The sequence below is a fragment of the Limimaricola soesokkakensis genome, assembly GCF_900172345.1.
Taxonomy (GTDB): Bacteria; Pseudomonadota; Alphaproteobacteria; order Rhodobacterales; family Rhodobacteraceae; genus Limimaricola; species Limimaricola soesokkakensis.
Genome location: NZ_FWFY01000021.1, coordinates 18,206 through 31,173 on the forward strand (window position 1 = coordinate 18,206; position 12,968 = coordinate 31,173).

A 12,968-nucleotide genomic window follows, 5' to 3' on the forward strand; every position below is an offset into this window, starting at 1 on the left:
TCCCCGCTGCCCGCGCCCCGAGCCTCCAACGGTGGAGGCGCGGAATTGAACAGTAGGAGAGGCGATTTAGGCTATGCCTGGTCCTAGGCATGGGGATTGCTCTGCGGCGGGCGGCTTATTGCACCATCACACCCAAGCAAAAAAATCGACAAGAGCGTATGAGCAAAGGGTGGATAATAGGGGCGCCAGTGGATAGCTGCCAATACCGATTGGCATTTTCCTGAAAGGACCCCCATGAGCGACTTCGACCTGAGCGATCTGGATCTTGACGAACTGAAAAAGCTTCACAAGGAAACCGCGGCCGCCATTCAGAACTACGAGGCGCGCCGTAGGCAGGAGGCGCTTGCGGCCGCGGAAGCCGCGGCCAAATCGGCCGGCTTCTCGCTGAAGGACCTCATCGGCGCCTCGGTCGGAAAGCCTACCAAGTCGATCAACCCGCCGAAATACCGCAACCCCGATGATCAAACCCAGACTTGGAGTGGGCGCGGACGCCAGCCGCAGTGGATCAAGGATGCACTGGCGGCCAACAAGTCGCTCGATGACTTCCTGATCGGCAAGTAAGGGTCATCCCCGGCGGTCCGTGCCGCGGATCGCCGGGCGCCGGCCCGTCTCCATGTCCACTGCCCTCAAAAGGATCTGCAGCCGCTTGCGAAAAGCAGGCTACCTGCGGCGAACGCCGTTCGTGAGATCACGGCGAGCGGTGGCGGCAGAGAGCCGGGATGGCGCCTCGTGCTGCGCGTCTGCGCAATCGACCCTGAGGCGTCGCAAGGCGCCCCGGAGGCGTCATGTCATCGAAATTGTCAGGGGTGCGCGCGGCTCCATGCGCGCGCCCCTGATTGCGCGGCATGAAGGAGCTGGCCCATGCGGAAAGACGATCACAGTGCCCTCAATGTCCGGTCCTTCATCGCGAACGCCGGCGGCGCCATGACCCGGTCGTGCTGCCCGGCCTGGACATGATCAAGGCTTCTGTCGCGCCCATCGTCGGCAATTTCTTTTATGAGAACGTCCGGAGCCCTGAGACCCGGGCCTACCGCGTCGTATCGCGGTATTTCGATCCGCAGGGGGCAAGGATCGGCATCCTGCTCAAAACGGTGGAGGCGGTCGAGAACAGCCCCTTCCTGTGATCGTCTGCGCGAGGGTCGCTTCCAGCCTCGTCACCCTCGCCTGCATCCGTGATGGCGCGGCCCCGGAGCTTGTCCGGCGCGCGAGAGGGTCCTGCCCGATGCTATGGGCATACGGGCGCGGCTAGAAAGCCAGCTGGCATGGGCACGGGCATGACGTTGTACGCAGAGGATGTTGTCGCATTCGAGGCCGGTGCGCTCGATCTCTGGCGTGCCCGCCCGGCGCGATGAACGGGTTGGCAAGGCGGACAGGAGGCCCATAACAGGAGCCGCATGACGCGACGGCTAGAAGCTACGAGATAGATGATGAGCCACGAAAAATGGCCCGCCACGGGCCATGACGGGCCAAACTCATCAACACACCATAGAAGCCCTTCGGGTAATGGTGCCCATTCCCCAAATAAATATCTTGATTAGGTTGTTTGCCAAGCAATAAGCCTTAAGTCTTAGGTCGAACGGTTCAGAGCCGGAGCGGTGCAGGCCGTGCCTCTCGAATTCCGACTGATCGTTCGTTTCTTCATTTGATGTCTCCAAACCCGTGGGCACGATTTCATCGTCATGCCCAAGCGGCCGGCAGCAGTTCACTGCCCTTCCTTACGGCGGTGGGACGTTTCTTCTCGCCGCAATCTCCAAGTCTGTCGCGCTCCGTCAGGAGATGGAAAGGGCCTTCCGGAGGCAACCCAGGGAAAACTTTATCATATCTTGATTGCCGTCGCAGGCATGGATGGCCCGCAAAGGATATGGGAACGACGGCATTTCCGGGATGACCTGCAGCATCCCTTTATCTATGTAATCTCGTGCCGCACCAAGCCTTCCATAACCGCCGCCCCCCTTCAAGGCAGCGTATCTGACGGCTACTTGGCCAGAATTAACATGCACGCGTGGGGTAGGGATATTCCCAAAGAACTTATAAAATTCGCTCTCGAACTCTTCCCCCCAGTCGATATAGACGAACCCGGGATCTATCACAGATCTCGTACGCGAGTCCGCACTGAGAAATACCAGTGTTTCTTCCGCCAGCAACTCGCTGCGCACTCCCGTCCGTGACGGTGCGGAGTGAACCAAGGCAACATCAATATCTGCTCTCGATATGCCGTCAGATATTTCGTTGGGGTTCAGCGTAAAGGCACGAATATACAGCTCAGGCCGGCCTCGCTGCAAGGCATTGATCCATCGCGCCAAGTAATCCGTAGGCAGGCTGTGATCCACGGCGACAGAGAGTGCGCCATGGGCCGATGTGTTTTGCGCGACGCGCTTCATCCTCTCACCGAGATGCACAAAAGATGAGGCTGAAGTCATGAGCCTCTCCCCTGCAGAGGTTAGTCTAACACCATTCCTTTCCCGAACGAGAAGCTTTTTCCCAATCCTTTCTTCCAAGGATTTTATCCTGGCGCTCACGGTTGTCTGGGCGACGTTCAATCGTGAGGCTGCATTGGAAAAGCTCCCGGTATCTACGACTTCGATCAGCGTCTTAATGACTTCGGTATCCATGGTGGTTAGCAACCTTCTTGCTGAGCTGGCGCAAGATTTTTCGTTTGCAACCCAGGGGGCAGCGCGAGAGATGTGGTCATAGCTGTGCAGTTGTTCCTCCCTAAGAGGGAGAGCACTTCGTAAGGCTGAATGTTCTAAGATGTATATGAAAGTGTGTTAAATGTTGCAGGAGGGGGCCACTATCAGTGAGGCGCGCGCAACACGAGTGTACGCTACGTCAGTAGGGGCAGTAGAGCCGAACCACAACTCAAGGGAGGCATGCAAGAAGTGCATACCGGCCTCATGCGAGACCTCTCCAGTGGCCCCTTCCTCGCAAACCATGACAAATACGCGTGGCACTCTTTCGTGCGGCGTATTTATAAAACTCATCTTGCCTTGGGAGAGGCGGGTCTATCGGCCTGCTGAGGCAGAATACCGGGCGTGGCCGAGCGGCTGGTATATCATTCCGTTGCTGATTGTAGGAGTGGCGTCCTGGATATTCGTCCTAAGGTACGTCGCACGCATTTTTCTGTGATAGGCCCATATTTCCACGTAGATATGTGGTTTGGCATTCGTGGTGTGGTCCATCAGCGTCTTGATGGCGGGGGATGGATAAGAGTTCAAGAGATATCCTATGACGACTGACGAGCTTGCTGAGAAAATTCTTTCACTCGATGCGGCGGGGTTTCAAAAGCTCTGGCAGAGAATCGGCGTTGAAATGAAAGTGGGGAAGAGCGACTTAGAGTCGGTCTGGTACAATTTTGGAAGCGGCATGGATCGCCGAGACTGCTCAGTGATTTCAGCGCTACATTCGGCAGTAATCTCCGGACAGCGCAGCAGCTCTAAGAGGTCCTAGATATTCTGCACCAAGGGGTTCTTCTGTTGCGAGAAATTATTCGTTCGCAATATTTTAAGTTAAGATGAACTCATCTTGTAATGTAGAGCTCATCTGTCATTGAGTAGGCAAACAGGATTCCTAATAAGGCTGCGAGATTTCGAGCGAGCACCTCACGTCGTTCTGGAGTAGCTGGCTCCCGCGGCCTCCGGCGGGTGCAGGACGTAGTGAAGTCCTCGGACCCGTCAGGAAACGCGTTCGCTTGAACAGAGCGAACAGCATGATAGCGGCTGATATACGCCGAGGCCTCATCGGGATATCTCTCCCGTCTGCAGTTGAAGAGCTACAGGGCCGACCTCGAGAAGTGAATTGTTGTCCAGCCGATCGCCTCTATGGAGTCCGGTGTGGCGATGGCAATGCACAAGTTTCAGCGACGAATAGATTGAAGCGGGATGCGGTCGTATAGGTAACTCCGTCGGCCGGTAGTGGCCGATGTGGAAGTTGCCTTCCATGACGCGCTCCTCCCAGGCAACCATGGTCATGCCGGAGGCGCAGTCGGTCTTGCCGCCCGCGTTGATCGACAGTTCCACCCCAACTGCCGCTGCCATGAAGGTCCCATCGTCCTTCGCGATGATCTGCCCCCGGTGCATCTGGAAGCCGAAAGAGAGGCTGGAGGCCGCTGAGTGTCAGAGGCTGGGCACCAGTACCGGGTCGGCAGGTAGGTTTTTACTAGGTATCTACGAGGCCGAGGGTCGCGCCATGCCCGCCTACAGCGACATCAGTACCAGCGCGATCATCTTGCAAGCCATCACCTACAGGTGGGCCAACGCCGAAAACTGAGGTCGTACCATACCAGACACACCCCTCGGGGGAAGTAACGTCAAGTAATGACCTTTAACGTTGTATCACGAACCCGTGAGAGTATTCACCTTTTGGATGAGTAGATGCGCTTGAGGCGTGGCTTGAGGGAGCTTGATCCATTGATTATTACTGAAAACACCGTGTGGACCTCTGATAAGTCTTACGACTACTTAGGGGGTGTCGAGATTGCGGAAGGGGTCACCTTAACCATCGATCCTGGGGTGGTGGTAAGCAACTCGCAGTTGCGGGTCTATGGGCGTCTTGAGATTTTAGGGACCACAGAGGACCGCGTTGTCTTCAACTCCACGACGATCAATGCGGACAGCCGGAACTTCGGCGAGGCGGGGGGCGTCGTCGAGGCCAATTACTTTGACATGCATCGTGGCAGCCTCGAGCCCGGGGCAGGAACCCTAGCGCTAGACAATGGCTACTTTCACGATATCGCGGATCTCGACCTGTATGGGGTGCATGGCGCCAACATTCTCAGCAACAGCGTCTTTACAGGTCTTCAGCGCCTGAAGTTCGGCTCCTCCGATGGCAGCCTCGAATTGCAGAACAACAGTTTCTATGTTCCGGAGATGGAGTGGCGTTCCGAAGCCTTCCTGACTTTCGAAGAGGAAGCGAATCTTACCGGGAACAACTTCTTCACCGAAGCGGAGTTTCCGCTTATCGAGATCAGCGACGGGGCGACTGCCACTGTTCATGTCAGAGAAAATTACTTTGGTACGGTTGATAACGCCGGACTTGAGTTGCTCATCCTCGACAAGCACGACAGCGCCGCCAAGGCTGGCGAAGTGATCGTTACCGGGACCCGCGACGAGCCGAACCCGGAAGCTCCGGTCATGGCCGATGTGAACATGGGACCGACCGTGGAGTTCCCTTTCGAGATTTCGGTCAGTGAGAACGCGAGTGCAGATAGTTGGCATCGGGCGGGCGGGGTTGTCTATGAAACCGCAGACGTTGATGGAAATGCGGCCACCGCATACTTGACGGGGGTCGATGCCCATCTTTTCGAGGTGGAGCACAACTATTACGACTGGAATCCGGGAGAGGGATCAGGAAGCGTCAGTCCGATCAGGTGGCTCGACTATGAGCGGCCAAGCGATTCTGATGGCGATGGCATATACGAGGTGACGCTTCACGTTTCAGACGGAATGGATACCACGTCGCACGCGCTTTCTATCCAAGTCCGCAACGAAAGCGACACGCCCTACGGTATTCGGCTAGAAGGCGACGGCGTGGCTGAGAACGATGGCGGGGCGCTCGTAGGGCGCTTGGTGGCCGTCGGAAGTTCGCAGCCATACAACTTTTCAATTGATCCGCTAGACGAGGACAGGTTCGAAATCGTTGGCGATCAACTTCATCTCAAAGATGGCGTCTCTCTCAACTATGAGCAAGAGAGCTTTGCTTCGGTAAAAATTGTTGCCACGCCGGCTTCGGGCGAGCCGGTTTCGGTAGAGTTCGAGTTCCAAGTCTTGGACGTGAACGAAGCGCCAAGTCTGGAAGTGCCTTCCCTTACGGTCGTCGATGAAAACTACTGGCACGATACGATCGATATCCTCTCGAACGACGAGGATGAGGAGGAGTTGACGATCTCGCTTTCCGGGGCCGATGCCGCGCAGTTCGAAACGACGGGCAACGCCTATGACGGGTATGCCAACAGATGGTTCTGGTTGCGTGACCAGCCGGACTTCGAAGCTCCTACTGATGCGAATGGGGACAACGTCTACGAGTTGACGGTTACCGTCACGGACGGCACCCATACCATCAGCAAGGAAATCGGCATCAAGGTCCAGGACAAGAACGACTTGCCCGAGGGCATCGAGTTTGGTGGCGTTGATATCACCGAGAACGGTGAAATCCGGATTGAGGAAAACATAGAAGGGGCGCTGATCGGCAAACTATCAGTCATTGATCAGGATTCCAGCGATACGTACAGTTTCGCCATCTGGAATAATGGCTGGCAGGATCAGGCTTGGCTGGACAAGTTCGAGATCGTCGGAGACGAACTCCGCCTGAAGCCAGGCGTGGCATTTGACTACGAAAACTGGTCCGGGGATCGGCTGACCATCCGGGCGACCGCCCAGAATGGAGACGAGATCTCGCGCTCTATCAATATCGAGGTCGTGGATGTCAACGAGGCACCGAGCTTCGATCTGCCCTCCAGCATCGTGGTCGGCGAACACTCGAAGCACGATGCCACCACTTGGCTCTACGCTGACGATCCGGAATGGGACGAGGTGACCTTCACTCTCTCCGGAGTGGATTCCGAAGCTTTCGAGTACGATGGCTGGGACACGATTTCATTGCGCGACGGCATCGATTACGAGAACCCGATCGATGCCGACGGCGACAACGTCTATGAGTTAACCGTGACGGCCTCGGACGGGCTCAACACCTTCGAAAAAAGCATGACGGTCGAGGTATTGGACGAGAACGATGCACCTCAAGGCATCACGTTTGACTCGATCCCGGTCGAGGAGAATGTCGAGGGGGCTCTTCTGGGCACGCTCTCTGTGATCGATCAGGACCGGGGAGACACCTACAACTTCGCACTCGAAGACGAGTGGTACTCCGACGACCGCTTCGAGATCGTGGGCAATGAGCTGCGCCTGAAGCCGGGCGTGGCGCTGGACTACGAGAGCGACCGCTACATCGACGTGACCGTCACCGCAACTGCAGAGAATGGGGATGTAATATCCACTCTCTACGGGATTGATCTGCGCGACGTCAACGAGGCGCCAACCTTCGAGCTGCCCTCGCGCATCACCATCGGCGAGCACAGCGGCTATGTTTATGAATACTTCGACGTTGCAGACCCCGAAGGAAAGCCGCTGACGATCAGCTTTTCAGGCGCCGATTTCGCATTCTTCGATGTGTGGGAAGATTCTTGGGAGGATGGCTACGGCTACGGTGAATTTGAGCTACGAGAGTGGCTTGATTTCGAAGCTCCGGCGGATAGCGACGGCGACAACATCTACGAGATGACCGTAGCGGTATCCGATGGCGTCAATACGGTGGAGCATGCCCTCGAAATCGAAGTGCAGGACGAGAATGACAGTCCCGAACGGGTTGTTCTAAATACCGTCCCGGTCGAGGAAAACGTCACAGGCGCAATACTCGGCACCTTGTCGGTTGTCGATCAGGATGCGGGCGATACGCACAGCTTCGAGCTGTGGGACACGCGCTTCGAGGTTGTCGGCGACACGCTGAAGCTCAAGGATGGCGTCGCGCTCGATTACGAATGGGACGACAGCTACGTTGAGATCAGCGCGATCGACCAGAACGGTGCCCAGAGCTGGGACTACTTCTACCTGGATCTGCGCGACGTCAACGAAGCGCCGATCTTCGATCTGCCGACCGAGGTGACGCTGCGCGAGAACACGGCGGTCGACGAGGAAATCTATGCTTGGGATCCCGACTGGGATGACCTGACCTACGAACTGACTGGGCCGGATGCCGAGATCGCGCTGTTCTACCCCCGAGAGGGAAGCGTCGAGTTCGTCGCACCGGACTTCGAGTCCCCGACCGATGCCGACGGCGATGGCGTCTACGAGGTGACCTTCAAGGTTTCGGATGGCGAGTTCACGGTATCGCACGACCTGCGGATCACCGTCTCCGATGCCGATGAGCGACCGGATGCGATCGTACTGGAGCAGCTGCCGTTCGAAGCGAACGTGGCAGGCGCTGTGGTCGGTATGGTGACGGTCTCCGATCAGGATGCCGGTGACACCCATGACATCACCGTGTCCGATCCCCGCTTCGAAGTGGTGGAGGGTCTGCTCAAGTTGAAGGCAGGCGAAAGCCTCGACGCCGTGGCGCTGAATGGCCTTAGCTTGAAACTCACTGCCACAGATTCTGCCGGTTTGAGCCTGACCCGCAGTTTCGAGATCGAGGTCGATGATCCTGCTCGGGCCCCTACGGCGCTGACCCTGACGAATGCACTCGTGGCCGAAAATGCCGCAGGCGCGGTGATCGGCCGACTGACCGTCACCGACCCCAATGTCGGTGACACTCACAGCTTCGCGGTGTCGGATGACCGGTTCGAAGTCGTGGGTGGAGCGTTGAAGCTGAAGGCGGGCGTGGCGCTCGATCACGAGGCGGCCGAAGCCGTCTCGGTGACGGTGACCGCCAAAGACAGCGGCGGCTTGGAACTGGCCGAGACCTTCTCGGTACAAGTGTCCGACACGAGCGAGGTGGCGACAGGCTTGACCCTGTCTGCCGCGTCGGTCGCCGAGAACGCCACCGGAGCAGTCGTGGGCCAGCTGTCGGTCATCGATCCTGACGCCGGCGACAGCCACAGCTTCTCGGTTTCCGATGACCGGTTCGAGGTCGTAGGTGGAGCGCTGAAGTTGAGGGCGGGCGTGGCGCTCGACCACGAGGCGACGGAAGCCGTCTCGGTGACGGTGATCGCCAAGGACAGCGGCGACCTGGAACTGGCCGAGACCTTCTCGGTACAAGTGTCCGACGCGAACGAGGTGGCGACAGGCCTGACCCTATCTGCCGCGTCGGTCGCTGAGAACGCCGCCGGAGCGGTTGTGGGCCAGCTGTCGGTCGTCGATCCCGACGCTGGCGATGTCCACAGCTTCACAGTATCGGATGACCGGTTCGAAGTGGTTGGCGGCGCGCTGAAGTTGAAATCCAAGGCCAGCCTCGATTTCGAGGAGGCGCACAACATCAACCTCGCCGTCACCGCCAAGGATGCGGCAGGTCTGAGCCTGACGCAGTCTTTCGAGATCGAGATCCAGGATGTCGCCGAAGGCACGTCGGCCCCGGTCGACAAGGTCACGACCGGTAGCAAATCCGATGATGTGCTCAAGGGCGTGAAGGGCAACGATGTTCTCGTCGGCGATGGGGGCGACGACACGATCAACGGTGGCAAGGGCCGGGATATCGTGGCAGGCGGTGCCGGTGCCGACACGCTCTCGGGCGGCAAGGGCTTCGACACGCTGGACTACAGCGGCTCCGCGAAGGGGGTAGTCGTGAACCTGCAGAAGGGCGTCGGCAAAGGCGGCGAAGCGCAGGGCGACAAGCTGTCGGGCTTTGAGGGCGTCATTGGCTCCAGCGCGGATGACAAGCTTCTGGGTTCCAAGGGCGGCAACGTGCTGATCGGTGGCCAGGGTGCAGACGTGCTCAATGGTCGCGGCGGCAAGGACTGGGCCGATTACAGCGCCTCGGATGGTGGCGTCACGGTGAACCTGGCCAAGCGCAGCGGCTCTGGCGGCGACGCCGAGGGTGATCGTCTCATCAATATTGAGCGCGTTCATGGCAGTGCCCAGAATGACAAGCTGACCGGCGACAATGGCAAGAACATTCTTGTTGGCGATGCCGGTAAGGACAGGCTCGTCGGTGGCGGCGGGCATGATGCTCTGGATGGCGGCGTTGGTCGCGATAAGCTCCTGGGCGGTGCAGGCAAGGACAAGCTGTCGGGCGGCGAGGGCAACGACAGGCTGGTCGGTGGTGCTGGCAAGGACTGGCTCGACGGCGGAGCCGGCAACGACACGGTGCTGGGTGGCGGTGGCGCCGACACCTTCATCTTCGACCTGGGCAGCGACAAGCTGGTGGGCGGCAAGGGCCGCGACACGGTCGAGTTCGACGGCGCGTTCGAGGATTACGGCGTGACCTTCGGCGACAAGGTGATCGTGACATTCGAGGAAGATCGCGATGTGCTTACCGGGATGGAGCGGCTCGAATTCGATGACATCACCTATGCACGGCAAGGCGGCGACTGGGTCGAGGTCGCGTAAACAGCGCGTATAGTACGGCCAGACGGGACGATCTGCTTTGCGGATCGTCCCGTTTTCCTGTCCTCGGAGCAACTGGACGGTCCGAGTCAGAGAAATTCTCGCGTGGCCGCACTGACTTGAATACCACCCTCTGGTAGCGTCGAGCGGGGAAGAGAAATGAACCTCATACTGCACAGGTAAGCTTAAGCGCTTGCCTTGACCCATCGGCAGAGGCTGATGGACCGGCAAGACAAAAGGGTAGGGCGCAGAAATTGCTCCAGCCGCGCCCAAGCCCGTCGCAGATGTGGCGGCAGGTAGCACCGGGAGGCTCTGGCTGTAGTTCGCGCGCGATTAATTTACCCAAGGGCAACATAACGCCTTGCCCTGAGGCGATCCTTGTTTCTTGATGAAGTGACGACCAGGGCGGGGAATGTCGCCGCTGCGGGGTAGAAGAATGGCCCGTCGCACACGGTTCAAGTACGGATGGTGGATCGCCCCCGGCGTTATATTCGGAGTGGCAGTCTATGCTGCATTGTTCCGCGCGCTCTACTGCCTTCTGGCAAAGTAAGAATAAGGTAAAGCTCTGGCAGAATGCATCTGGTGAGCCCAGCCGCATTGGGCTTGGACTTGTCCTGCACGCATGACCCTCATGGGGCGCGCCGCCGATTTCGAAGCGTCTGCGTTCCGCACGGGCATGGTGCTGGTGCATTTGCAGGGCGTGATTGGCTAGATGGGTCTGCCGCTGGTGCTTTGGCACGACAGGCTGGCGCTCAAGGCCACAGCCACAAAAGTGAGGCTTTCGGGGGGGCGTTGATGATGTGACCGCCCCCCGACATGACCGCCCTCCAATGTGGATTGTTGCAAACCCACCTTGGCACACCGATGCCGTCGGTGGGCGGTCACATCATCAACGCCGCCGGGGGGCCGAAGTCGAGGCAGAGGAGACTGGCTTGTCCGGTCGCGGCCCCGCAGTGCCCGCCACCAGGCGGAGCTGGCGGGCCGACACTTCAAGACGCGTTGGGATCGACAGGTGCCGCGGCTTAACCCCGCGAGAAGATATTGGCAAAAGCTGCCATCAGCGGGACTTGCCGCAGGAACTTAGCGAAATGCTGCTAGAAGGCCAGCGCCACAGCACTGAAGAGTGCCAGCGAGGTTGCGATGAGGCACGCCCCTGATCCACGCAATTCCTGCCCTCGATCAAGAACGCGGATCAGCAATAAACAAGCTAACAGCACTAGAAGCCATGCCCAGAAAGGGAGTCCGAAAAGGTGAGGGTATATGGTTTTCATAACCCATAGGTAGAGCGGACTGCAGCTGTTCGCATCTGCGCAGAGGAAGAGCCGGACCAGCCGAAGGTATAGTCTGGCTGGGGTTCAGAGGCACCGGCCCGGAGCCGCAATCAGACGGTGGCCAATCCGGGGGTGATCAGGTTGGCGCCGATCGCGGCGATCGCTGGTTCTCAGCTGCGCGGCCATGGCGAAGTAGCCCACGACCTTCGGCATGCAGGGATCCTGGAAATGGTTGCGCCTGAGCTCGCGGAAAATGGTCGAGCGGTGACGCTGCAATACCCGCGCCATTTCGTTCACGGACACTTTGGCATGGCGCCAGCGCTCGATCTTGCGCCGTTCCTCGAGCGTCAACTGCACGTAAACACGTCCCATACTGGAAAACTCCTGTTTGATAGGGCATTGTTTTCAAACAAGAGTCGCAGTTGGAAGTAGCGCGCGCCGCTGTGAATTCAATGCTGGTTGCAACACGGGTTCAGGATAGGTCGAGCTGACGGAGTTCCTCAGCGAAGGCCTCGGCCGGTGTCCGGTAGCCGAGGCAGCGTCTTGGTGTGGCGTTCAGCTGCGCGCTAATCTCGACCATCGCGTGGTCCGACAGTGCGGCGATGGCCGTATCACGCGGCAGGTAGCGCCGAGCCCGCTTGTTCAGGTTCTCGACCGAGCCCTTCTGCCAAGGCGCCTGCGGGTCACAGAACCACGCCTCGGTGCCCATTCCCGTTCTCAGGTCGCGCCATCGGTTGAACTCAAGCCCCCGGTCGAAAGTGATCGAGCGCCGTGCGGATAGGGGCAGGGGCGACAGCAGGGCGATCAGACGGTTCATCAAGTGCTTGGAGCTGCGGTCGTTGTTGCGGAACAGGACCGCATAGCGCGTCTTGCGCTCCACCAGCGAGGCCACGTTGGCCTTGCCTAACTCCTTGCAAAAGATCATCAAATCGCCTTCCCAGTCTCCGAACCCACTACGGTCGTTGACGTGGTCCGGCCGGTTCTGGATCGCGCGTTCCAATGGAAAGACGAGGCTTCGAGACCGACGGGCATAACGGGGTTTGCGCTGGCGGCGACGCTCGGGCAGGTGACGCGCCAGGTCCTGGCTCTGACCATCCTGCGAGTAGACGAAGGCGTAGATCGTTTCATGGCAAATGGTGCTGCGATGCTCTTCGAAGCGTAGCCGCCCGGCGATCTGCTCGGGTGACCAACCAGCTTTCAAGCGATCGATGACGGCCTCGCACAGGGCCGTCATCCGGATCAGCTTACGACGCCTGTGGCGGCGCTCGGCGGCCCGTTTCTGGGCCAGCATGCCGTAGTAACCGCTGAGATGGGGCAGCTCGTTGTCTTCGAACCGATTACGCTGGATCTCGCGGTAGATCGTCGAGCGATGGCGGGACAATCTCACCGCAATCTTTGCGACAGACATCTTCGCCTGTAGAAGGTCTTCAACCAGACGCCGTTCTCGTAGATCCAGCTCGCGGTGGGCCATCTTCCAAACTCCTGTGTTTGCGACAGGATAGAGCAGTTGTCGCAACCCAGTTTAGAAAGTGCCCCGCTTGTGGGCTCACGCTGAAGCGCAATTTTCACGGCTTCAACTTACTCGCCTGACTTCATTGCCTCCATCAGCTTTTCCCGGAAGACTTCGGCCGGGGTCCGGTAGCCCAGGCACTTCCGGGGCGTGGCG

The 12,968-nt window shown here is 58.8% G+C and carries 6 protein-coding genes and 1 pseudogene; 3 read left to right on the forward strand and 4 right to left on the reverse strand.

The window, feature by feature from the left end; all coding sequences use genetic code 11:
- The first annotated feature begins 234 nt into the window (after positions 1-234).
- Positions 235-561, forward strand: coding sequence for an H-NS histone family protein (locus LOS8367_RS17945; protein WP_085897917.1), 327 nt, complete (start codon positions 235-237; stop codon positions 559-561).
- Between the two features lie 284 nt (positions 562-845).
- Entirely contained in the window at positions 846-1,124 is a 279-nt protein-coding gene (locus LOS8367_RS17950) for a hypothetical protein (protein ID WP_133056376.1), read from the forward strand.
- 645 nt (positions 1,125-1,769) lie between these two features.
- Here the strand turns inward: LOS8367_RS17950 and LOS8367_RS17955 are convergent.
- Both LOS8367_RS17955 and LOS8367_RS18905 read right to left on the reverse strand, forming a co-directional pair.
- Complete coding sequence (locus LOS8367_RS17955; RefSeq protein ID WP_085897919.1) at positions 1,770-2,612, reverse strand: LysR family transcriptional regulator; 843 nt, start codon at positions 2,610-2,612, stop codon at positions 1,770-1,772.
- Between the two features lie 1,122 nt (positions 2,613-3,734).
- Positions 3,735-4,016 (reverse strand): hypothetical protein, encoded by a 282-nt coding sequence (locus LOS8367_RS18905; protein WP_133056377.1) that lies wholly within the window; start codon positions 4,014-4,016, stop codon positions 3,735-3,737.
- A gap of 372 nt (positions 4,017-4,388) precedes the next feature.
- Here LOS8367_RS18905 and LOS8367_RS17965 point away from each other — a divergent pair, with 372 nt between their 5' ends.
- Positions 4,389-10,034, forward strand: coding sequence for a calcium-binding protein (locus tag LOS8367_RS17965; protein ID WP_165761521.1), 5,646 nt, complete (start codon positions 4,389-4,391; stop codon positions 10,032-10,034).
- A gap of 1,376 nt (positions 10,035-11,410) precedes the next feature.
- Here the strand turns inward: LOS8367_RS17965 and LOS8367_RS17970 are convergent.
- Both LOS8367_RS17970 and LOS8367_RS17975 read right to left on the reverse strand, forming a co-directional pair.
- Positions 11,411-11,674, reverse strand: a pseudogene (locus LOS8367_RS17970) (helix-turn-helix domain-containing protein); the annotation flags it as partial.
- 100 nt (positions 11,675-11,774) lie between these two features.
- Positions 11,775-12,773, reverse strand: coding sequence for an IS30 family transposase (locus LOS8367_RS17975; RefSeq protein ID WP_085897923.1), 999 nt, complete (start codon positions 12,771-12,773; stop codon positions 11,775-11,777).
- Positions 12,774-12,968 lie beyond the last annotated feature (195 nt).